Source organism: Limnobacter alexandrii (assembly GCF_005871185.1).
GTDB classification, from domain to species: domain Bacteria; phylum Pseudomonadota; class Gammaproteobacteria; order Burkholderiales; family Burkholderiaceae_B; genus Limnobacter; species Limnobacter alexandrii.
The window spans coordinates 407,137-430,319 of sequence record NZ_SWKN01000006.1 but is presented as its reverse complement, the minus strand read 5'-3'; the positions used below and the strand labels follow the sequence as shown (position 1 = coordinate 430,319).

The following is a 23,183-nucleotide window of genomic DNA, read 5'->3' as shown; positions in this document are numbered from 1 at the left end:
CATGCACTGTCGGGGAAGGCGGTGAGGGTACTTATCCAATCAACTTATCATGCACTCAATTCGTTTGGGCAAGCTTTGTCTTGCCATGTCCGTTGCCTTCCCGGCGACCGGTTCTGTATTTGCACAAACAAATCCCCTGTTCGATTCTGTGGTGGTTACTGCCACCCGCACCGAGCAAGCCATCACAGAAGTGTTGGCCGATGTCACGGTAATCGACCGTGAAACCCTGAGCCGTGCCGGGCAAACCTCGCTGCGCGAAGTGCTGGCCCAACAGCCGGGCGTACAAATTTCGTCCAACGGCAGTTACCGGTCCAACACCACTTTGTTTCTGCGTGGTGCATCGGCCACACAAACCATTTTGCTGGTCGATGGCGTGCGGGTGGGTTCGGCCACCAGTGGCGGTTTTTCTCTGGAAACCATTCCGCTTGAATCAATCGAGCGCATCGAGATTTTGCGTGGCGCCGCTTCGGCCCTGTATGGTCCTGATGCGGTGGGCGGGGTCATTCAAATCATCACGCGGCAAGCGGGTACACCCCGGCGGTCCGTTAGCGTGGGTGTGGGCAGCGATGGTCAACGGTTGGGCGCAGCGCACTTCAGTGGCAAAACAGGCATGTTTGGCTACAGCCTGGGTTTTTCCCATGAGCGGGGCACAGGCATTGATGCCAAAACACCTGCCGCGTCGGGTTTGAACCCGGACGAAGATCCGTTTGAAAGCAGCAGCCTGAATTTCAGTTTGGTGGCCGATGTGCACACCAATCACCAATTGAAATTTCAAACCTTGTACAGCGAAGGCGAGTACGGTTTCGACGGCAACCCCTTTCCAAACCCGTTGGCCCTGAATTCACAAACCAGCGAAGCGATTGCAAAACCGGAACTGAATCAGTCCAGCCTGCAATGGGTGGCCAAATTCGCACCGCGCTGGAAGTCGACTGTGCTGCTGGCGCAGGCCGATGACAAATCGTTGAGTGAATATCGCCGTTTGTCGGATGGTGCAGACGCTGGCCGTGCACGGTTCAACACCAAGCGCGATCAATACAGCTGGCAAAACGACATCAGCTTTGACAAAGATGTACTGACCTTGCTTGCAGAACAGCGCAACGAAGAAGTGGACAGCGAAACCGATTATGCGGTGAAGGCCCGAAGCATCGACAGTTTTATGGCCGCGTATGCCTTGAATCGCACGCAGTGGGACGCGCTGGGTGTGCTGCGAAGCGACGACAATTCGCAGTTTGGGCGTTTCAACAACTATGCAGTGTCTGCGGGTTACAAGCTGAATTCGCAATGGCGCCTGGTGGGCAGCACAGGCAGCAGTTTTCAGGCCCCCACATTCAACCAGCTGTATTTCCCGGGGTTTGGTAATCCGAATTTGCAACCCCAGCGCAGTCGTTCCAAAGAACTGGGTGTGAAATACGCAGCCCCGGCCATTGCAGCCAGTGCCGTGGTGTATCACAACAGGGTGCAGGGTTTCATCACACCGTCTACGGCAGTGCAGTCGGCGCGTGCCACCTTGCAGGGTGCCACCTTTGCAGTGGATCGCCAGTTTGAAACAATATTAGTGAAAGCGTCTTACGATTACACCGACCCAAAAACCGAACCCGACAACAAACGCATTGTTCGCATTGCACGCCATGTATTCAATTTAAACTTGAGCCGTGAAACCGGTCCCTGGCAGTACTATGGGGAGCTAAAGCTGGCCAGCGACCGGGAAGACAGAGCAATTCGCTCCAGTGATCCCAATATTGAGCTGGGCGGTTATGGTTTGCTGAACGCGGGTATAAGCCACAAGGTGAATCAGGACTTGTCCGTGTCGGCCCGCTTGAATAACCTCACCGACAAAACCTATTCACTGGCCAATGGCTTTACCACACCGGGCAGAAACCTGTTTGTGTCGGCCAATTGGTCTTTTTAAGGGTGAAACCTGATTGAAGCACATGCTTGCCCGTTCTGAATTGATATTGGGTGGTCAGCGCAGTGGCAAATCGCGCCGCGCTGAGAACCTGGCCATGCAATGGCTGGCAGCCGGCCCGCAGCGGCACGCTGTGCTGGTGGCCACAGCCTATGCGGGCGATTCCGAAATGAGGCAACGCATTGTGCAACATCAGCTTGACCGCGCCTTGCGTGTACCCGGTTTGGTGGCAGTTGAAGAAACCTTGAATTTGACTTCAGTGCTGAAGCAACACAGCGCACCCAACACTTTGATGCTTGTTGATTGTTTAACCTTGTGGCTGGTGAATTGGCTGATGCCGCCGCCCGGCTTGCCTGTACCCACTGGAAATTTTCAAGATTCAGTCAGCGGCTTGCTGGACACATTGGCGAATTTGCCCGGCCCTGTGGTGTTGGTCAGCAATGAAATTGGTTTGGGTGTGGTGCCCATGGGCAAAGAGGTTCGCGATTATGTGGACGAACTGGGGCGTTTGAACCAAGCCATCGCCAACGTTTGTGAACGGGTTACCTTGATGGTGGCCGGGCAGGCGGTGCCTGTCAAAGGAACTTCACAATGAAGCTGCTTTGCCTGCGCAATGTGTTGGCCATGTTGTTGGCGTGTTGCACTTGGGCTGCGCATGCTGCCCCACAACGCATCGTTAGCCTGTTGCCCTCGCTCACTGAAAGTGTGTGCGCGCTTGGCGAGTGCAGCCGTTTGGTGGGTGTGGACCGTTATTCCAACTGGCCTGCTTCTGTGCAACAGCTGCCACGCGTGGGCGGTGGTATTGATCCCAATATTGAAGCCATTGTGGCCTTGAAACCAGACTTGGTGTTAATGGCAGAATCGTCACGTGCAGCAGAACGTTTGCAGGCACTGGGCCTGAAAGTACTGATGCTTGAACCCAAAACCCACGAACAGGTGCAGGTGGTCATTGCAAAGGTTGCGCAGGCCTTGGGCCTTGCGCCAGCAAAAGCCGAGCAGGTATGGCGCAAGGTGGACGCCGGTGTGTCAGCAGCTGCCAGTTCCTTGCCGCAACATGCGCGCGGCATTCGTGTGTACTTTGAAGTGAACCGTGCACCTTATGCTGCCGGTGAATCTTCTTTTATCGGCCAAACGCTTAAGCGCCTGGGTGTGGGCAATGTGGTGCCTGCTGAACTGGGCCCATTTCCAAAACTGAACCCGGAATTTGTGGTGCGTGCCAACCCCGATTTGATCATGGTGGGGCAACGCAATGTGCAAGGCATGACTGAGCGCCCCGGTTGGCAGCGCCTGCGGGCTGTGCGTGAACAACGCATTTGCATTTTCAACAGCGACGATGAAGACGCCATTGTGCGCCCCGGCCCCCGCATGGCCGAAGGTGCCCGCTTGCTGGCGCAGTGCATTCTGAAACACAGTGCAGGTGCGCCATGAATACACGGGCAAGCCTTGCATGGGGAATTTTTTTGCTGGTCTTAAGCCTGTTGCTAAGCGCCCTTGGTTTGGGCGTGGGCAGCACTGGCCTTGAATCGGTGTGGCACATGTGGGCCGATCCGGTGGCCAGTCAAATTGTGTTGGACATTCGCGCACCCCGCACACTGGGTGCATGGGCTGTAGGTGCGCTGCTTGGGCTGGCTGGTGCCGTGGCGCAGGGCTTGTTTCGAAACCCTTTGGCCGATCCGTTTTTGCTGGGCAGTGCGTCGGGAGCCTCGCTGGCGGTGGCGGTGTCGCTGGCCACGCTGGGTGTTTCGCCGTTTGCCGAGGCCTGGGTGGTGCGGTTGGGCTTGACCGGTGCTGCGTTTCTGGGCGCAGTGGGTGCAGTGCTGTTAACCCTCACCTTGGCCAAAGGTGTGCAACACACATTGCGTTTGCTGTTGGCCGGTGTGGTGGTGGGCATGGTGTTGGGTGCGCTGACATCGCTGATCACCATTGCGGTTCCGCAAACCTTGCAGGCCATGCAAGCCTTCATTCTCGGTTCTACCGGTTTTGTGGGTTGGCAGTCGCTGGGCATCATGCTGCTTGTCGGCGTGTTGTGCCTGGGTGTGGCTTGGGCCTTTTCCCGAACGCTTGATGCGCTCACCCTGGGCGAGCACACGGCCCAAAGCCTGGGCATGCCGCTGCGCCCGGCCCGCATGGCGCTGATTGCCGTGGTGGCTTTGGCCACTGGCACAGCAGTGGCCCACACCGGCCTGATTGCCTTTGTGGGTTTGGCAGCGCCACATTTGGTGCGCGCCGCTGTGCGAACAACTTATGCGCAGTTGGTGGTGTTGGCCAGCCTGATGGGTGGCGTGCTGCTGTTGGCCGCCGACATTCTGGCCCGCGGTTTGATTGCACCCCAGGAAATTCCGGTGGGTGTGCTGACCGCCACACTGGGCGGTGGCTATTTGCTGTGGCTGATGCACCGAAGGGCGGGGTAAGGTGAACGTGAACAAAGCTGCTGCATTTGAAGTGAATGATTTGTGCGTGTCGCTGGGCGCTGCACGCCAGGTACGCCCTGTGCTGCACCACTTGAATGCCACCATTACGCGGGGCCGTTGGACCTGTGTGGTGGGCCCCAACGGTGCGGGCAAATCCACATTGTTGCGCGCGCTTGCGGGGCTTGTGCCTGCCCGGCAAGGCCATGTCAAAGTGAATGGACAAGACTTGCAAGCCTATGCACACCGCGAACGCGCCAAAACAGTGGCGTGGCTTGCGCAAGGCGGGGCCGACCAGGCCGCCGATGATTTAAGCACCTACGACATTGTGATGCTGGGCCGCTTTCCCCACTTGCCCTGGCTAAGCCCGCCCGGCCCGGCCGACCACGCCGCCGTGCAACGGGCCATGGAACAAACCCGGGTGTGGGAATGGCGAGACCGTCTTCTGGGCAGCCTTTCCGGTGGCGAACGCCAGCGCGTATTGCTGGCAAGGTTACTGGCTGTTCAAGCCGACATGGTGTTGATGGACGAACCTTTGGCCAACCTGGACCCGCCGCACCAGGCTGACTGGATAGCGCTGGTGCGTGGACTGGTGGCAGAGGGCCGAACCGTGGTCACTGTGTTGCATGAAATTTCCCTGGCCTTGCTGGCCGACGACCTGCTGGTGATGCAAGCAGGCCAGTTGCAATACGCAGGCCCCAGCCATGATGCGGCCGCACACCACGCCTTGCAAACTGTATTCGACCACCGGCTTTCCATTCACCAGGTGAACAACCGTTGGCTTGTGTTGCCAACCTGACCGCGAGAGAAAACCCATGCAAATTGAAACGCCCCCCACTGAAAAACGCTACGACCGCCCCGAAGGCGAACGGCGTGGTTTGATCATTGTGAACACCGGCGATGGCAAAGGCAAAAGCACCGCCGCATTTGGTTTGGCCATGCGTGCCTTTGGCCGCACCCATGTGCACGGCAAGCTGGTAAAAATTTACCAATTCATGAAGGTACCCAGTGCGCGTTTTGGTGAGCACCGTGCGCTTGAGCAACTGGGCTTGTCCATTGAAGGGCTGGGCGATGGCTTTAGCTGGAAAAGTAAAGACATTGAACATTCGGCGAAACTGGCCCGCGATGGCTGGGCCAAAGCTCGCGACACCATTCTGGGCGGCGAACATTTCATGGTGGTGCTGGATGAATTGACCTACGGTTTGATTTACGGCTGGATACCGTTGGATGACGTGTTACAAACCTTGCGCAACAGGCCAAAGGATGTGCATGTGGTGATCACCGGGCGGCGCTGCCCGCAAGAGGTGATCGACCTGGCCGACACTGTGACCGAAATGGCCATGATCAAACATGCATTCAAGGCTGGAATTCCAGCCCAACGCGGCATTGAGGATTAAACCGGCCGTGATGAAAAAAGCCACGCCTTTTTCCCCACGTGAATCGGCGGCAGTGTACCGCGCCATTCGCGAGCGGCGCGACATGCGCCACTTTTGTGGCGGGCAGGTGCCTAGCGATGTGTTGCAGCGATTGTTGCAGGCGGCCCACCAGGCACCCAGTGTGGGCTACATGCAGCCCTGGCGTTTTTTGCGCATTCAGAACCACGACACCCGTGTGCGCTTGCATGCGCTGGTCGAGGCTGAACGTATTGAAACTGCACGTGCACTTGGACAACGCGAAAGCGAATTCATGCAGCTGAAAGTACAGGGCATTCTGGATGCAGCCGAGGTGCTGGTGGTTGCGCTGGCCGATGGCCGTGAGCGCCATGTTTTTGGCAGGCGCACCATGCCTGAAATGGATTTGGCATCGGCCGCCTGTGCCATTCAAAACCTGTGGCTGGCCGCAAGGGTTGAAGGGCTGGGCATGGGTTGGGTGTCGCTGTTTGAACCTGCTGAACTGGCTGTAGTGTTGGGCCTGCCCGAAGGCGCAAGCCCGATTGCCGTGCTGTGCCTGGGACCGGTCGAGGGCTATTACGCAGAACCCATGCTGGCGCAACAGCACTGGGCCCAATGCGAGGCCTTGTCGGGTTTGGTGTTTGACGACACCTGGGGCAAAGCCAGTGCCGTATTTGCGAGCCAAGCCGGTTCGCCGCCTGCCAACGAGGACCACTAGCCATGTGGTTTGACAGCACCCCAATCAACATTCTGGCCGCTGCCATGCTGGTCGCCTTGCTGTTGGACTATTGCTTTGGCGAACCCCCCGCACGCTGGCACCCAGTGGTGTGGATGGGCAACTACCTTGCGTGGGCGGGGCGATTGTTTGCACCTGAGATTGAAAAGCTGTCTCGAAACCCGCTGCGTGAATTTACCGCCGGTGCGCTGGCCTGGTGGGTGGGCGTTGCTGTTGTGTGCATGCTGGCTGTGGCCATTTCAATGTGGGTGGCCACAATGCATTGGCTGGTTCAGGTGGCGCTTGTGGGCTTGCTGCTTAAACCCATGCTGGCCTGGCGGGTGCTGCGCGATGAAGTGCGCGATGTTGAACACGCCTTGCAACGCTCGCTGCCCGAAGGCCAGCAACAGGTGGCGCGCTTGGTGAGCCGCGATGTGAATACCCTGAATGAAGCGCAGGTTCGGCAAGCGGCCATTTCCACGCTTGCAGAAAATTTGAATGATTCGGTGGTGGCCCCGCTGTTCTGGTTTGTGCTGTTTGGTTTGCCCGGTGCTGCGGTTTACCGCTTTGCCAACACCGCCGATGCCATGTGGGGCTACCGGGGCGAACGTGCCGGGCGCGACTGGACCTGGGCCGGCAAGTGGGCTGCGCGCGCAGACGATGTGTTGTCCTGGGTACCCGCCCGCATCACTGCCTTGCTGATTGCCCTGTGGTTCAAAGGGCGACGGTTGCCGCAGTTGCCCGCTGTGGCACAACAAACCCCATCACCGAACGGAGGCTGGCCCATGGGGGCATTGGCTTTGGGGATGAATATTCGTCTTGAAAAGGAAGGGGTGTATTGTTTGAATGCACAAGGGGATGACCCGCGCAGTGCGCACACCGAAGTCGCCTTGCATGCTTGTGCACAAGTGGTGGTATTCATTGCAGTTTTTTGCATGGCAGCTGTTTTGTGGGGCTTGGCATGAACACACGCATACATGGCGGTACCGATGAGCATGGGCCTGTGCCCTTCGATTTTTCCAGCAATGCCAATGCGGTGGGGCCTTGCCCTGCGGTGTTGAATGCGGTTCAACAGGCCGACGCACTGCGCTACCCCGACCCGAATTACACAACTTTGCGCGCTGCATTGGCCCGCTTTCACCAAGTGGACGAGTCCAGAATTGTGGTTGCGGGCAGTGCCAGCGAATTCATTCAACGCCTGACCACTTGCCAGTGGCGCAAAGGCTGCAGTTCATACTGGGTACCGCAACATGCCTACGGCGATTATGCCCACGCCGCGCAGGTGTGGGACATGGAACGCGTTGATGACGCAAACCGGGCAGGATTGGTTTGGTTGTGCAACCCTTCCAGCCCCTTGGGGCAAGCTGAATCGCCTGAGATATTGAAGCTTGTGGCGAATCATCCCGATGTGGTTGCCGTACTCGATTGTGCTTATGAACCTTTGTGCCTGGATGAACAGGCACGCGCAAGCCTGCAACAGCGAGATCACTTGTGGCAATTGTGGTCACCCAACAAGGCCTTGGGCATGACAGGTATTCGTGGCGCCTACGCGATCGCACCCTTGGGCGAAAGCCGAGCGGTGTGCGCCTTGAACAGCCTTGCTCCTTCCTGGCCAATTGGCACGCATGCCCAAGCCATGCTGCAGGCTTGGACCCTGCCCGAAACACAAAGTTGGCTGGCGGAAAGTCGCGGTGTGCTGGCGCAGTGGAAGCTGGATTTGCTGGATTGCCTTCACGAGAACGGTTGGGAAATTCAGCCCAGCATTGCTTCGTTTGTGTGTGCCAGGGCACCCCGTGAAATTGGTGAAGTACACCTGCGTGTACATGGCATCAAGCTGCGTGATGCCACTTCCTTTGGCTTGCCCGGTTGGTGGCGTTTGTGCGCGCAAGGGCCGCAAGCCATGGCTGCACTTTCAAAGGCTTTGCAGCCATGACCGCAGTGTGTGTCATGGTGTTGGGCACCAGCAGTGGCGCAGGCAAAAGTTGGGTAACCACCGCACTGTGCCGCCATTACGCACGCATGGGTTTGAAAGTAGCCCCATTCAAGGCACAAAACATGAGCAACAATGCCCGTGTGGTGGCTGGCCTGAATGGACGTGAAGGTGAGATTGGTTCGGCCCAGTATTTTCAGGCGCTGGCCGCCTGTTGCGAACCCAGTGTGAACATGAACCCGGTGTTGTTGAAACCCGAAGCCGACACCAAAAGCCAGGTGGTGGTGCTGGGGCAAGTAGACCCGGCACTGAGCAAAACACCTTGGCGTGAACGCAGCGCACAGGTGTGGCCACACATTGCGGCAGCGCTCGACACCTTGCGCGTTGAAAACGATGTGGTGGTTATCGAGGGTGCAGGTTCGCCTGCTGAAATCAACCTGCATGCCAGCGACATTGTGAACATGCGGGTGGCTGTGCATGCACAGGCACGTTGCCTGCTGGTTAGCGACATTGATCGTGGCGGTGCCTTTGCGCACCTGTACGGCACCTGGGCTTTGTTGCCCGCTGAGGAACGTGCATTGATCCGTGGGTTTGTGTTGAATAAATTTCGGGGTGATGCCGCCTTGTTGGCCCCTGCGCCGGAACAGTTACACCAGTTGACTGGCGTGCCCACGGTGGCGACCTTGCCCATGTGGTTTCAGCATGGTTTGCCCGAAGAAGACGGCGTGTTCGATGACCGAAGCAAGGCCACGGGCGCGGTGCACACCACGATTGCAGTGGTGGCGCTTCCCCGCATCAGCAATCTGGATGAATTCCAGCCCTTGAAAAACATGCCCGGCGTGCGTTTGGTGTGGGCCCGCACCCCGGCCGATTGCGCAGGTGCAGACTGGATTGTCTTGCCGGGTTCCAAACACACTACAGCCGATTTGGCATGGCTTCGTGAACAGGGGCTTGATCAAACTGTGGCAAGCCACGCAGGTCAAGGCAAGCCAGTTTTGGGCATTTGTGGCGGCCTGCAAATGCTGGGCGAAGCCTTGGTCGATTCACATGGCATTGACGGCAATGCACCGGGGCTGGGGCTTTTGCCCTTGGTCACCTGTTTTGAGCCCGACAAAACCGTGCGCCGCGCCCACCTGCGTTTTGGGGGCGTGCAAGGGCCTTGGGCTGCGTTGGCGCAACAGCCGGTGAACGGTTATGAAATTCACCATGGCCGCACAATGCAACACCCCGCACTGGCCGAGGCTGGGCAATTGGCCCACGAGGTGTTGCCCGGCTTGGGCTGGCAAAATGCCACTGGCAATGTATTGGGTGTGTATGTGCATGGCCTGTTTGAAGACCCTGCTGTACTGGCTGCATTGTTTGGTGCGCATGCCCCCACGCTGGAAAGCGTGTTCAACGGATTGGCCGATTTTCTGGAGCGCCATGTAGAGCCAGGCGTGTTGAATGCGCTGATTGAAACTTGATTGAAATTTATTCGCGGGTACCACTGATTATGTTTTTGAATTTGCCTGCCATTGAAAGCCTGCACAACCCATTGCTGCAAGCACGGCTTCAAACAAAGATCGACAACAAAACAAAACCCGTCGGTTCTCTGGGCCGAATTGAAACACTGGCCATTCAAATTGGCATGTTGCTGGGCACTGAAAGCCCTGTGCTTGAAGAACCGCAGCTGATCGTGTTTGCGGGCGACCATGGTTTGACGCGGCAGGGTGGGGTGTCGGCTTACCCCAGCGATGTGACCTGGCAAATGGTGGAAAATTTTCTGGCGGGTGGTGCGGCTGTCAGCGTATTGGCGCACCAACACAGTTTGAATTTGAGTGTGGTGGATTGCGGTGTTCAGCACGACTTCACCGCACGCAACGGCCTGTACATCCGCAAAATTGCCCATGGCACAGCCAACAGTTTTGAAGGGCCCGCCATGTCCATTGAGCAATGCGAACAGGCCATGAACAACGGCATTGAATTGCTTCGCAGCCTGCCCGGCAATGTGCTGTTGCTGGGAGAAATGGGCATTGGCAATACCTCGGCAGCTTCTCTGCTCATGGCCCGTTTTACCGGGCACGACATTGCCGAATGCACAGGCGCAGGCACCGGCTTGAATGCCGAGGCTGTTCAGCGCAAGGCGAATATTTTGCGAGAGGTGCTGCATCGCCATACAAATGTTGAATCGCCCATGGAAATTCTGGCTGCCCTGGGCGGGTTCGAAATTGCCACCATGGTGGGTGCTGTGTTGCAAGCGGCCAGCGAACGCCGTGTGGTGGTGGTGGATGGTTTTATTGCCACGGCGGCGGTGTTGCTTGCCCACGCAATGTGCCCCAATGTGTTGGCGTATTGTGTTTTCGCGCACCAATCGGGCGAGCAGGGCCACCGCAACATGCTGAAATACTTGAACGCGCAGCCCCTGCTTGATCTGGGGATGCGTTTGGGCGAAGGTTCTGGCGCTGCCATGGCCTGGCCACTGCTGGTGTCGGCCTGCGCTTTGCTGCGCGACATGGCCAGTTTTGATTCAGCCAGTGTGTCGCGTGCGGACAATTCCGCTTCCACAACATCAACACAAGCACCGTCGGAATGATCCATCACCTCTTGCAATTCATTCGCCACTACCTGCTGGCCGTGCAGTTTTTTACACGCATTCCTGTAACCGGCAAGCTGGCTGAATGGGTGGGTTTCTCGCCGGCCATGTTGCGTGCCAGTGCGGCACACTTCCCCGGTGTGGGCTGGCTGCTTGGTACCAGCAGTGCAGGGGTATTGTGGGGGCTGTTGTGGGCTTTGCCCGAAGTGCCCGCCGCAAGCTGGGTGGCTGCGGTGTTGTGCACAGTGTTTGGTGTCATGTTGACCGGTGCATTTCATGAAGATGGTTTGGCCGACACGGCCGATGGCTTGGGTGGCAGCCTGGATCGCGAACGCGCACTCGACATCATGAAAGATTCACGGGTTGGTACTTACGGCGCACTGGCGCTGGTGCTGATCATCTTGCTTAAAGTGGGCTTGTTGGCAACCTTGCTGCAACTTGCCACAACGCTGGTGGTCGCTGTGGCGGTGTTTGCCGCGCATGTGTTTTCCCGCTTTTTGCCGCTGTTCATTATTCGCAGCTTGCCGCATGTGGGCGACACACAGCAATCAAAATCCAAGCCCTTGGCGGATCAAATTGGCAACAGCAGTTTGTGGGCGGCTGCGCTGTGGACAGGTTTGGCATTGGGCCCGCTGCATATGCTTGCGCCCGGCATGCCGTGGTGGGCTGGCCTGTTAGGTGCAGTGATAGCACTGGGCTACATGTTCCGTTTGCTCAAACGCAGGTTGGCTGGTTTTACGGGCGACGGTTTGGGCGCCACACAGCAATTGTGTGAAGTCGCGTTTTATCTTGGTTTTGTTGTGGCCTTGCCATTGGCACACGCCTGATGAAGCTTTGGCTGATTCGCCATGCGCCGGTGTTACTGCCTTCCGGCATTTGCTATGGCGCAAGCGATGTGCCCGCCGATGATGCTGCAAGCCTGTTGGCTGCCAAGTTGGCCGCTGAACAATTGCCACAGGGTTTGGTGCTGCGGGTTTCCGGTTTAATACGTGCGCAGCAACTTGCAAATCATTTGGCGGTGTTGCGGCCCGATCTTCCTGCTGCCACAGTAGACACGCGCCTGAATGAAATGAATTTCGGTTGCTGGGAGATGCAGCCATGGGATGCTGTGCCAAAACCCGCATTCGATGCCTGGCTGGCCGACTTTGATCACCATTGTTTTGGTGGAATTGAAAGCACGCAAACGGTGTTGCAGCGCGTGGGGCAGGCTTTGCAGGGCATGCAAGGTGAGGAACTGTGGATTACCCACGCAGGCGTTATTCGCGCAGTGCAGTGGATTGTTGAACGCGGCCTGGTGCCAGTTCAACAGGCTGCAAACTGGCCTGCCACGGTGTTAGAGCCGGGTGGGTTGTACGGTGTTGAAATTTCTGGATGATCAGGCACCAGTCCATTCAAGGTTGATAACCCGAACAAGTATTCGTTGTTTTTCTTCCGGGTTCAGTAAACTCAAAAGATACTCTTCAAGTTGCTTGGGTGTTTGGGGTTTGGGTGAGCCGTCCAGCGTTTCAGGAATAGGCCCACGGTCATGTTTTCCAAACCACAGCACGACATAAATTCCATGCCTATTCGCATTAGGCTCAATGGAATACTGGTTGATCAACTGTTCAGGCAGGCCTTTCCAAAGATCCTTGTTCCAGTCGCATTTGAATTCCATAGAAACAGAAAACTTGTTGCTGAATAATGCCTTAATGTCTGCCCGTTTGTTGTTGACATGCTGGGCCTCAGGTTCAAATCCAATGCCGTGTCGTGAAAGTTTGTTTTCCAACTCGTGGAGAATAATATTCCGACAATAATTTTCATCTGCGGGGCGACGTGTTTTGTTTTTATCCCAAAAGAAGGCATAGATATTTGCCTTGTTCTTGTGAATCATCTCAGCGTAGTCGTCAAGATGTTCAACAATCAATTGCTGCAGGTCTTTTACATCAACAGGCTCGCGATTGTTTAGAACCTTGATTAGACCTTCTGGTTTCAGGAATGCAAACGACTTTTCCCGAACGCGAATTTGCACATCATAAGCAGTGTGTTCAAGTAGAAAATTGATTTTTTCCAGTTCGGGCAATTGCTGAAGTCGTCGAAGTTCTGTCAGTGCGTCAGGGTCTTCGCTTTCACCGAGCTGGGTGATCAAGCGGCGCAGGCTCCGCCACAATTCACCAGAACGACTAACTGCATTCTCCATATTTTCAATGCCAGGGTTTGCATTCGGTGCAATCACCTCAATCAATCGAGATAAAAACAGGGCTGATGTGCTGGATATATAATTGTTTTCACGTGCACTGTGTTCAATAAACTGGAAAAAATAATTCGCTTTGGTTTCTGAATTTACCAACTCGGTAATCAACTGGCTTTCATAAGCAGACGAATCAATCGCCAAGCCAGTCGTGATCCAGTACACACGCTGGGCAGCGTCCATACTTTTATTGTTCAACTTTTTCTTGACCATGGGCTGCAACTTTTCAGGCAGATTTTGTATGGCAAAGTAAAGCAAGCGCCGTAAATTACCCAGTTGATCCGAGCGGCTGCGAACTGGATATTTTTCAAGCACTCGGGGCACGCCAATCAATGCAACTTCAAGATACTCAGGCCAATCGCAAATCCCGGAAATGTTTGCTCCATGAAGCTGAACCTTCTTGAAGGTGGCCAGCACAAACCGAACCCAAACTTCTGAAACCGGCAGTGGCTTAATTTGGGCGACATACTCAAGCCACTTCGGCTTTTCTTCCAGGCCATAAGCCAGTTGCGTGGCAACAAAACTTTTCAACCGGTTTTCATCGATTGATGTAAAAGCATTCGGGTTTTCTTCGAAAAGAACCTCCAGGCCAATAATTGCAGGGAAGTGATTCCAGGGTCTTTTGCTGTTTGTATAGGATTCGATAATTTCGGTGTGGTTTGCAAAAGCAGACAACAGAATGAATTTTGCAAATCCCGCTCTGGCTGCCTGATAAACTTCTGTGCCGTTGAAACAAAGGCTGTCGAATCGTTGTTGTGGATTACTTCCACTTATGTCGGTGGCAAGGTCCAGCCAAACAATTGCGAGCTTATAAAATATTCCCAAACTGGCTGTGCCAGCTTTAATCGCGTCTAAATTGTTTGAAAGCGTTTTCGTGGTTTCAGTTTTTCTTTGATTGGCTATCTGTATTGAATTGTTTCGGTGTTTGGCTAGTTCAAGTTCATCGTTAGAGAGTTCATGAAAAAAGTGCGCTTGAATGTAGTCGCTGTGCTCCGGGTGTTTTAATGAAAATTCGTCGATCATCTCCAGCGAAAGTCCTTCATTTCCCTGTTGAAATGAAAGATAGCGTATGGCTTCACCCACATGAATTTCCACGGCAGTGTGGGTAGTTGCTGAATCCGCTTTTTTCAAATGCCACAAGCCCAGTTGGACCGGCAATTTATTGACAAAAATCCATTCCTTCGTTGTGTGGTAGGCATAGTATGGATTTTTTTTTGAAAGTGATTTCTCAACGGCTTTTTCAAGGAATGAAAGGTATCGACCTTCCCGTTCACCAAACCACGTGCCAATTTGTTGTTGATGTTCTGCAGTTCGGTCGACATGGCCATATTCATCTTGGCCAATACCAAGCCATGTGAACAACTGCTCATCATGTGCTTCATCGCCCAGCTCATTCAGGCCGCGTAGAACCAACTTGCCGATCATTCTTTGCAAATTAAGACTTTCCGTTCTCGGCCATGGCAAATCAAGTCTTTTGGCCAGTTGATCCAGCAAAACTGGAAGATCACCTTTCGGCACACGTTTTGGTAATTCATGTTCCCAAAAATAAAGATAGTCGCCGATTAAATTTGGATTCTTGGCGCGATGAAGGTAGCGAAGAATCGATGTTGTGGATATTGCCAAGGGGTAGAGTGTGCTTAGCAATGCGCCCAACAATTGGTCTTCTGGGTCTTCGATTTCATCGTTCTTAATTTGATCAAGCAATGACAAAATATGACTTTGCTGTTCGGGCGCAACCAGAAGTACATCAAGCGCGGCGCTTCGAACACTGTCCCAGAAACTGTGGTCTGCAACAATTTTTTCTAAAGCAAATGCTAATTGATCACTTGCCTTGTTACCTTGCAATATGCACAGCAGTTCACGCATGAAAGCTTGGTGAGGTTTTTCTCTGGATACGTTGGTGAAATTTTCGATAAAAAACGATTCAAACGCTGGGTCCCAAAGTGCGTGAAGCGGGCTTTTGAAGGGAACTTGCCAGCTAAAACCGAAATAAGTTTTGGCTTCCCTTTGAAGCGCAAGAATCACTTGTTTTTTTTGTGTCGTGCTTAGGTAGGCGGCATCGCCATAAATTGCAATGCCAAGCGGATCAATTTCAACCATACGCTGAAAAGCACCAAGGCTAAGGGTGGCTACCCAGGCGAATAGTCCCCTTAAACTAGCCACTGTTTTTTTGTCAAAACCTTCGAACAGGCGCAGTACTCGACCGATTGGCAAAGTGTGTTGTTCAATCTGTTTTGCGATCCATTTTGCAGCCAAAAATTCTGCAACTGTTCGGTGAAAAGGCTCGGCAGTGTCTGGTAAATGGGATGGTCGGAAAAGTGTACTTCGCAGTGCGCGCAGGCTTAGGGAGTTTAGCCCGCCCAATTCATCGGATTGTAAATGAGTATTGCTGTGTGCATTCCCATCGCTTAAAGCGAAGCCCAAGCGGTTGCTGAACAACATGATGCTGCACAAGTAGCCCGCTCGATCCACGATGTCGTCAATCGAATATTTTTCATCCGGGGCGTACTTTTGATAGTGCTTGTCGTGTTCTTTAGCCAGCTTTTGAGTAGCAAATTCAAATACCTCACGCCGCGACTCGGGAAACTGATGGTTGTGAATTGAGTCGATCAGCAGCCTGATCAATAAGGGATTAGCTAGCAAGGCCTTCAGGTTTTGTTGTTCTACCCGGTTCAAAAATTCCGCGGCAGGCATATTGCCCGGCCTGGCATTCAACTGCTCCTTGATGTATTGCTGCACAAACCTGTCATCGATTGAGAGTTCATCAAGCTTGAAAATCCGAAGAGCCGGATCAACTCGTTTTAAATCATTATGATCCAGATCACCATACCAGTCCGCAGCCCGGCATGAAATTCTGAATGGTGGGTGGCCCAATTGCCTCAGTTTTTTTGCAACTTGCCACAGTAGCTTTCCAGCATTGCTTGTTGTGTTGCGCGCTTCGTCCAAGGCGTCCAGATAAATGACAGGTTCTTCAGTTAAATCGGCAAGCTCTTCATCGAGAAACTCACTGACTCGTATTACTTTACCGCCTGTTCTTTTGCACTCTTCTTCGAATACCGTGCTTTTGCCAGAGCCCGGCTCGCCCAGAAGAACCCACGACTTCACCTCTCGAAGTTCGGCAAGCGGTATGGCCTTGCCTTGTAAATGCGGAGAGTAGTCGGTTAACTGATACTCGGTGACTTTGCGAGGAATGAGCATGTGGTTTCTTACCCCAGCCAGTGACTTGCGGGCGCACTTAAGAAATCGTAAACAGGAATTCCAGCATCCCCAACCAGCAGTGTTTTTGATCCTGTGTGGGTTTGACTAAATGCTTGCAGTCCTTTATGCGCGATTCCTGTTTTTCCGCTTTTTACTTCAATACCCAAGAGTTTGGAATTTTTGCTCAACACAAAGTCCACTTCGTCGCCACCCTCGCGCCAGTAGTGAATGTCGCATTCGCCTTGTGCAGTATTCATCAGATGCGCCCCCACACAAGTTTCCACAAGTCGTCCCCAGTGGCTTCGATCGGCCTTAGCTTCAGCAAAGGTATACCCCGCTAGTGCAGACATCAGCGCGGTATTGTGCGCATTGAATTTGGGAGCAGAGGCTCGCTTGCGATGTTCTTTATTGGCGTATTTTTGAAGCCCGCTGAGCAGTTCTGCAGCGGATAGCAGGCTAATATAATCGCTCAATGTTGTTGTGTTACCGGCTTCTTGCAGAAGCCCCCCATCAACAATTTTACTGAGTGCCAGAATTTGACCTGAATAGGCACCGCAACCCAGTTCAAAAAGTTGTTTGAGCAGTGCCGGTTTGTGAATGCGGTTATGTTCAAGAATGTCTTTGTTGATGATGGGGTCAATCAATGAATGCTGTACATAAGCTCGCCAGCGTTGTTCGTCACCTATTAGGCTGGCTGAGCCCGGGTATCCACCAAAATAAATATACTGATCCAGCGTGAAGTCGAATGCTTCTTGCATTTCACGAAAAGACCAGTGGCTTAAATGAATGCGCTCAAAGCGACCTGCAAGGCTTTCTGTCAGGCCTTTTTGCATCAGCCAGGGCGACGATCCAAGTAACACCACATGCATGGGCAGTCGTTCAATTCGATCTTTATCCCACAGGCCTTTTACTACTTCTGACCAGTTCGGAATTTTCTGTATTTCATCAATCGCCAAAATGTAATGGGTGCCGTTGGTGATCCGCAGAGCTTGGGCTCTCGCTTTGTTCCATGTGTGAACAAGCCATTCTTCTGACCTTGGGGGGGGGGTGTAATCTGACTCCTCATTTGAATCGAAGTCGAACGTGGTGAGGTTGGTGGAAAAGGTTTCCCGTTGTTCTGTTGATACAAAAAACCTGTGCGCGGCTGGCTGTTCGTCAAGAACCTGATTGACCATGGTGGTTTTTCCCACCTGCCGTGGGCCAGTGACGGCAATCATGAACTTGGGTGTTTCCTGAAGCCTTTGCCGAAGCGTGGAAATTTGATGGCGACTGTACATTTTTACAATATTGAGTAAATTTACTCAATATTGTAAATCAAAAATGAAATGTGTTTTGAATTTTATAACTTATTGTTTTAAATGAATTAAAATTTTAAAACCCAGTTTGCTTGTGATTCCAGTTTAACAGTAAGAACCTGACCTTCACGGTAACCACTTGCCTTTTCCTTCAAGCACCAATCCCTTTGGCCCACGCACTTCTTCTTGGTTCGCATAGGCCCAGTTCAATGCCTTGCACATTTCATCGGAAAACTCATTCTCGTTTTGCTGGTGCAAGTCCATGAATTGTTTGGAGGCCACCATGGCGCGCAGCTCTTCCAGCAAACCTGGTTCATTGATGTAGCGCACCACGCCGTGCACATAGTTTTCTACCGAGTCGGCGACGCAGTATTCAGCCAGGCCGAGTGAGGCCAGAATGTCGTAGTCACTGCGTGAATGCGGCTCAGCACCAATCAAGCTGATGACAGGCAGGCCCAACACCATGCAATCGATGGTGCTGGTTGCGTTGCCAAACGGAAACGGGCTGAGTGCCAGGTGGTGTTGGTTCAACAGGTTCAAATACGCTTCGTAGCCGGTGCGGCGGGCCACCACCGCAGTGGGGAAGAAACTGCACAGACGTTTTTCGGTCGACAAATGCCCCACGCCATACTCGTTGGGGAAGAAAGTGAAGCGCACCGGCTTGGCCGACAGGCGTTCAATTTCCTTCAATGCGGTAATGAATCCCAAATTGATTTTCATGGTGTTGCAAGGCACTGCAATCGACACCACGGAGTCATCCAGTACCGGGGGTGGTGGCAGTTTCAGGTCTTTGTGGGCCTCGGCCACATTGCCAATTTCACTTTCCAGAATCAGCATGTTTTCATTCACCACACCTGGGCCGCCGAACACGCGGCTGGTGACAAATGCCAAATCCATTTCAGTGCTAAAGCTGCTGGCCGGGTGCCCAAAGCTCATGGTTTGCAGTGGTGCCCAGCGCAAGTTGGCCAGTGAAATTCCCCAAGAGCGCATGCCCACGCTCATGAACCAGGCAATGTCCGGGGTGCACTGGTTCAGCACGGGTTGCAGGTTCATTTCTTCGTCGGGCACCTCAATGAATTCATCAAACAGGCCCATGGACTGTTCATCCACATCGGCTTTCATCGACACCATCACCATGTAGTAGTCGCGTTTCAGGCGCTTGATCATGGGCGCATACCAACGGTACATGGCATGCACTGATTTGAATGTTTCTGCGATCACAGCCATTACGGGTTTGTTGTCGATGTTGCCCGCATGCCGCACGCTGCCCGCAGGCTTGGCCTGAATGCCTTTGGCTTTGAGCACCCGCTTGAACCACTGGTTCAGATGCTTTTTGATTTCATGTTTGCGCGGGCTGGTGCTGTAGCTGCAAAGCATCCAGATATTGGAAATCAAGGCACGGTATTGATCCAGCGGGCGAAGCGCACTGTAGGGGTTGTATTCTTCCAGCAGGAAGGTGCGGCCAGCGTCGCCCGTCAGTGTCAAGGGCAGGCGATCGAGGAGCAAACCAATGGCCAGCAAGGCCGAAGTTTCCGTGCTTTCCAGTGTCAGTTCTACCAGGTCGGCAGGGTCCAGGTCACCCACGCTGGCCAGCAGCAGTGCGCGCACCAGTGCCGGGTTGTCCGTCAGTTGCTTGGCTTTGCGTTCGTGGGCTTTGTTCAACAACAGTTTGAGTACGGCGCGGTTGTTGCCGTAGCCCGATACTTCGAACACATGGCTCATGAAGCGCTTTTGCTTGGTCAGTACCAGCAGGCTGTTCAGGCTCAAGGTGTGTTTCAGATCGGTGAGCACATTCACGTACAGCGCAGCAAAGCGGGTACACAGTTCTGTGGTGCCCACAATGCTCAACTGCATCAAACTGGCATAGGGTTTGTTCTGGCATTCGTTCACCAACACAGCCAGTTGATTGATTGTTTTTTCAGCATCTTGACGCTGCAAGTACACACCGTTTTCAATGGCTTGCAGCTTGGCATCAATTTCTTCAAACAGCGGTTGTAGTTGTTCTTCCAGGCTTGCTGTGGTCATGTTGAATAAGTCTCTAACTTAAAGTTGAACGGTGCGGCCTGTGGCCGAGGCTTGCGCAATGGCCTGGCTCAGGGCCAAGCCTTCAGCAGCAACGCCGGTCGACAAGGTGTAGGCATTCAGTTGTTCATCGCGCATGGCTTGTGCAATGTCGGCGTAGTAGTTGGCAAAAGCCTCGATAAAGCCGGACGGGTGTCCAGCTTTAAAGCGGTTGTAGCGGGGCTGTGCGGTTACTTCGCTGCCTGTTGAAATTCGATCCAGCAGCATGCGGTTGCCAACTTCGTCGGCAGCCTCAATCAGTTCCGGGCTTTCCTGGTGCCATTGCAAACTGCCTTTGGTGCCAAACACACGAATGCGCAAGCCATTGCGGTAACCCAACACAGCCTTGCCGTACCAGGCGTTCACCATCAGATTGTTGCTGTACTGAATAACAGCATCCACTTCATCAATTAGCCCGGGCGCTACGTTGGTAATGGCACGTTGCCAAGCTGTAACAGCTTGAGGGGTGTTGCCGCACACAAAATTCACCAGGCTGTGCAGGTGTACGAACAGGTCGAGCGACACACAGCTGATGTCGCCGTCTTCAAGCCGCCAGGCCTGAATGGCATGGGTTTTGTTCTGGTTGCTCAGCCGCATGTACGAATCTTGCGGCATTTCCACCATCACCTTGAACACGCTGCCAATGGCACCGCTTTCTACGCGGCGTTTCATTTCGCGCACGGCCGGGTAGCCGGTGTAATTGAATATTGAAAACACCTGGGTGTTGTCGGGTTTCACACGGGTGAGCAGTTCTTTGCATTCCTGCACATTGGCCAGCAAGGGTTTGTCGGAAATAACCCGCAAGTTGTGGTCCAGTGCCAAATGAATGTACTGCGCATGCGACTTGATGGGTGTGGCAATCACTACCGCGTCCACCTCATTGGCCACAGCATCGATCAAGGCTTCTGCGCTGGGGTAAAGCTTGCCCGCGGGCACATTGTATTGGCGGCCCGACTCGGCATTGAATTCCGGATTGCGGCTAAAGCAGCCAGCCACCAGGTCGAATTCATTGTCCATTTTCATGGCAATTTCATGCACACGGCCCACGGCTGAATTCACGCCGCCGCCAATCATGGCTACCTTGATGGGTTTGTTCATGTTCAATCTCCTGTGCGTGTGGCTTTAACCATTGAAGGTGTAAAGCCTGCGCTGTGTGGCATGGCTGGCCAGCGTTTGAAGTTCGGCTGCACTGGTGCAGCGTGCAAACAGCAGGGCGATGCGGCCCACCGGGCTGGGCGCAATGTGGTCGCCAGTGGCGGCAATGGGCACCCAACGTTCCATGTGCACCGGGTGGTTAAAGTGCAGGTGTTGTAACAAACCTTCGTGTGGCAGGGTGAGTGTGTGGCGCAAAATAAAATGTTGCTTCAAGGGGCCAGGTGCTGCACGTTGGCCCAAAAATCCTTTGGTGTAGCTGGCCACATAAGGATAGCCAGTTGAAAGTTCAATCAACTGGCTGTACAAATCGCCGGGGCAGCGGCGGGTAATTTCAACCAACCAGAATTCATCGCCCTTGAGCAAAAACTGGGTGTGTACCAGGCCATCACACAAACGCAGGCTTTGGGCGAGGTGCTCAATTTCACGGCGAATGCGGGTGTGTATTTCGGGAGGGAAGTCGATTGCAATGTGGCTGGTGTCGACTACAAAGCGGTTGGCAGAGCCATGCTCAATCACCACAAAGTCTTGCACTACACGGCCGTTCACCACAAAGGCAGAGTGGCTGTACAGCTGGCCTTCCACGTATTCTTCAACCAAACAATCGCCACTTTTCGATTCCGCTTTGGCAGTATTGATGGCCTTGTGTAGCTGTGTGGTTTCGCCAGCCTGCACCACGGTGATGCCTCGGCCACTGTAGGCGTCTACTGGTTTCACGATCACGGCGCAAGCAGGTGTTTCATCGTTGCCAAATACACGCGGTACCGACAATCCCTCGCGCTGCGCATAGCTTCGGAATTTCTGTTTGTGGTTGATGGTCTCGGTTGCCTCCAGGCGATCAATGCCGGGAAAGTGCAAGGTTTCCGACACTTCTGCGCAGGAATAATACGAGCGGTCGTTGCAGCCGGGCACCAAATATTCAATACCCATGCGGGTGCACAAATCGGCCAGCGCTGCGGGGTCGGAGTAATCCAGTGGCTGGTAACCCGGTGTGGCTTTGGCCAAAAAATCGTTGGGCTTGCCACCCGCAAACATCACCGAATGCCCGGCATTGCGCAGGGTGTTCAGGATAGGCCCTGAGGAAAAATTGGTGTCAACCAACAGCACCTTAGCCACGGCTGGCCTCGTCGATAATTACGCAAATGCGGGCCACGTCTTCCAGTGGCAGGTCGGGATAAATGGGCAGGCACAGCACCTGTTCTGCGGCTTTGTGGGCGTTGGGCAAATTGCGTGGTGCGGCGGAGGGCAGGCCTCGGTACATGGGCATGCTGCTGATCAATGGGAAAAAATATCGACGCCCGTTCACGCCGTGTTCTTGCAGGCGGGCGTACAGTGCATCGCGTGTAATGGGGTAGTGGGCGTTCACGAAGATCGGAAAGTAAGCACCGTTCCATTCCACATTCTCGGGCACAGCCATGTGTTCAATGCCGGGTACATTGGCCAACAGCTCACGGTACAGGGCTTGAATGCGGTGGCGCTTTTCAATGGCCTGGTCTACGTACTTCAATTGAAGCATGCCCATGGCGGCATTCAGCTCGCTCATCTTGCCGTTGATGCCGGGGGCCATCACGGTGACCTCATCGGCGAAGCCGAAGTTTTTCAGGTAATCAATGCGCTGCTTGGTTTTGGCGTCTTTGCAAATAATTGCACCACCTTCAAAGGTGTTGAACACTTTGGTGGCGTGCAGGCTAAGCACCGACAAATCACCCGCATTCAAAATACTCTCGCCGTTTTGTTTCACCCCAAATGCGTGGGCTGCGTCGTAAATCACCTTCAGGCCGTATACATCGGCAATGCGCTGAATTTCATCGGTGTTGGCAGGCAAGCCGTAGCAGTGCACCGGCAATATTGCGCTGGTTTGCGGGGTAATGGCTTCTTCAATGCGGCGTGGGTCCAGGTTCAATGTCACCGGGTCTACATCCACAAACACAGGTTGCAAATCGTTCCACAACAAGGAGTGACTGGTGCACACAAATGAATAGGGAGTCGTGATCACCTCGCCTTGAATGCGCAAGGCTTTCAGCGCGGTCATCAGGGCAATGGTGCCGTTGCAAAACAGGGAAATGAATGGAACACCCAAGTGCTCACACAGCGCTTTTTCAAGTTGCTGGTGGTAAGGGCCATTGTTGGTCAGGGTTTTGCTGTCCCAAATCTGTTCCAGATAGGGTATGAACTCCGCAAGCGGCGGCAGCGCTGGCTGCGTCACATAAATTTTCCGATGGTCCATACCCAAGCCTTTCTATTTGATTTTCCTCATTATCCCGGCCGTGTCGCACAATCATTTGTTAAATATCAGGCCTCTTTCCCCTTCAGAAAAATGTTTTCCCC

The 23,183-nt window shown here is 53.9% G+C and carries 19 protein-coding genes; 13 read left to right on the top strand and 6 right to left on the bottom strand.

All coding sequences use genetic code 11. The features are described 5' to 3' along the window. The first annotated feature begins 49 nt into the window (after positions 1-49). From FCS97_RS02335 to FCS97_RS02275, 13 genes are read left to right on the top strand one after another with little or no spacing between them, the layout of a single operon-like run. Positions 50-1,909: a TonB-dependent receptor domain-containing protein gene (locus FCS97_RS02335; protein ID WP_138516257.1), complete on the top strand. Its 1,860-nt coding sequence runs from the start codon at positions 50-52 to the stop codon at positions 1,907-1,909. A 22-nt stretch (positions 1,910-1,931) separates the two neighbouring features. Further along, on the top strand, positions 1,932-2,501 hold the full coding sequence (locus FCS97_RS02330; RefSeq protein ID WP_138517767.1) for a bifunctional adenosylcobinamide kinase/adenosylcobinamide-phosphate guanylyltransferase: 570 nt from the start codon (positions 1,932-1,934) through the stop codon (positions 2,499-2,501). 29 nt (positions 2,502-2,530) lie between these two features. After that, positions 2,531-3,334: an ABC transporter substrate-binding protein gene (locus FCS97_RS02325; RefSeq protein ID WP_246065992.1), complete on the top strand. Its 804-nt coding sequence runs from the start codon at positions 2,531-2,533 to the stop codon at positions 3,332-3,334. Next, positions 3,331-4,317 carry a FecCD family ABC transporter permease gene (locus FCS97_RS02320; protein ID WP_138516253.1) on the top strand — a complete coding sequence of 329 codons (987 nt, stop codon included), beginning with the start codon at positions 3,331-3,333 and terminating at the stop codon, positions 4,315-4,317. The genes FCS97_RS02325 and FCS97_RS02320 overlap by 4 nt, the downstream gene beginning before the upstream one ends. 1 nt (position 4,318) lies before the next feature. After that, positions 4,319-5,113, top strand: coding sequence for an ABC transporter ATP-binding protein (locus FCS97_RS02315; protein WP_342776945.1), 795 nt, complete (start codon positions 4,319-4,321; stop codon positions 5,111-5,113). Between the two features lie 16 nt (positions 5,114-5,129). After that, positions 5,130-5,711 carry a cob(I)yrinic acid a,c-diamide adenosyltransferase gene (cobO, locus tag FCS97_RS02310; protein ID WP_138516251.1) on the top strand — a complete coding sequence of 194 codons (582 nt, stop codon included), beginning with the start codon at positions 5,130-5,132 and terminating at the stop codon, positions 5,709-5,711. Between the two features lie 10 nt (positions 5,712-5,721). Further along, positions 5,722-6,423 carry a 5,6-dimethylbenzimidazole synthase gene (gene bluB, locus FCS97_RS02305; protein WP_138516249.1) on the top strand — a complete coding sequence of 234 codons (702 nt, stop codon included), beginning with the start codon at positions 5,722-5,724 and terminating at the stop codon, positions 6,421-6,423. A 2-nt stretch (positions 6,424-6,425) separates the two neighbouring features. Beyond that, positions 6,426-7,385, top strand: coding sequence for an adenosylcobinamide-phosphate synthase CbiB (gene cbiB, locus FCS97_RS02300; protein ID WP_138516247.1), 960 nt, complete (start codon positions 6,426-6,428; stop codon positions 7,383-7,385). Further along, positions 7,382-8,353, top strand: a complete 972-nt coding sequence (locus tag FCS97_RS02295) for an aminotransferase class I/II-fold pyridoxal phosphate-dependent enzyme (protein WP_138516245.1) — start codon at positions 7,382-7,384, stop codon at positions 8,351-8,353. The genes cbiB and FCS97_RS02295 overlap by 4 nt, the downstream gene beginning before the upstream one ends. Then, the gene (locus FCS97_RS02290; RefSeq protein ID WP_138516243.1) at positions 8,350-9,813 is read left to right on the top strand and encodes a cobyric acid synthase; all 1,464 of its coding nucleotides are present in this window, start codon (positions 8,350-8,352) and stop codon (positions 9,811-9,813) included. Before FCS97_RS02295 ends, FCS97_RS02290 begins: the two co-directional genes overlap by 4 nt. Positions 9,814-9,842: 29 nt before the next feature. Then, entirely contained in the window at positions 9,843-10,922 is a 1,080-nt protein-coding gene (cobT, locus tag FCS97_RS02285; RefSeq protein WP_138517765.1) for a nicotinate-nucleotide--dimethylbenzimidazole phosphoribosyltransferase, read from the top strand. After that, the gene (locus FCS97_RS02280; RefSeq protein ID WP_246065754.1) at positions 10,919-11,749 is read left to right on the top strand and encodes an adenosylcobinamide-GDP ribazoletransferase; all 831 of its coding nucleotides are present in this window, start codon (positions 10,919-10,921) and stop codon (positions 11,747-11,749) included. The genes cobT and FCS97_RS02280 overlap by 4 nt, the downstream gene beginning before the upstream one ends. Further along, positions 11,749-12,297 carry a histidine phosphatase family protein gene (locus FCS97_RS02275; RefSeq protein WP_138516241.1) on the top strand — a complete coding sequence of 183 codons (549 nt, stop codon included), beginning with the start codon at positions 11,749-11,751 and terminating at the stop codon, positions 12,295-12,297. Before FCS97_RS02280 ends, FCS97_RS02275 begins: the two co-directional genes overlap by 1 nt. On the opposite strand, the gene FCS97_RS02270 is transcribed toward FCS97_RS02275, so the two are convergent. From FCS97_RS02270 to FCS97_RS02245, 6 genes are all read right to left on the bottom strand, one after another. Then, positions 12,298-16,095: an NACHT domain-containing protein gene (locus FCS97_RS02270; protein ID WP_138516239.1), complete on the bottom strand. Its 3,798-nt coding sequence runs from the start codon at positions 16,093-16,095 to the stop codon at positions 12,298-12,300. A 260-nt stretch (positions 16,096-16,355) separates the two neighbouring features. After that, on the bottom strand, positions 16,356-17,564 hold the full coding sequence (locus FCS97_RS02265) for an ATP-binding protein (RefSeq protein WP_138516237.1): 1,209 nt from the start codon (positions 17,562-17,564) through the stop codon (positions 16,356-16,358). 204 nt (positions 17,565-17,768) lie between these two features. After that, entirely contained in the window at positions 17,769-19,667 is a 1,899-nt protein-coding gene (locus FCS97_RS02260; RefSeq protein WP_138516235.1) for a tetratricopeptide repeat protein, read from the bottom strand. Positions 19,668-19,685: 18 nt separating this feature from the next. Then, entirely contained in the window at positions 19,686-20,801 is a 1,116-nt protein-coding gene (locus tag FCS97_RS02255) for a Gfo/Idh/MocA family protein (RefSeq protein WP_138516233.1), read from the bottom strand. A gap of 24 nt (positions 20,802-20,825) precedes the next feature. Then, positions 20,826-21,971 (bottom strand): ATP-grasp domain-containing protein, encoded by a 1,146-nt coding sequence (locus FCS97_RS02250; protein ID WP_138516231.1) that lies wholly within the window; start codon positions 21,969-21,971, stop codon positions 20,826-20,828. Further along, positions 21,964-23,082, bottom strand: coding sequence for a DegT/DnrJ/EryC1/StrS family aminotransferase (locus tag FCS97_RS02245; RefSeq protein ID WP_138516229.1), 1,119 nt, complete (start codon positions 23,080-23,082; stop codon positions 21,964-21,966). The genes FCS97_RS02250 and FCS97_RS02245 overlap by 8 nt, the downstream gene beginning before the upstream one ends. Between the last annotated feature and the right edge of the window lie 101 nt (positions 23,083-23,183).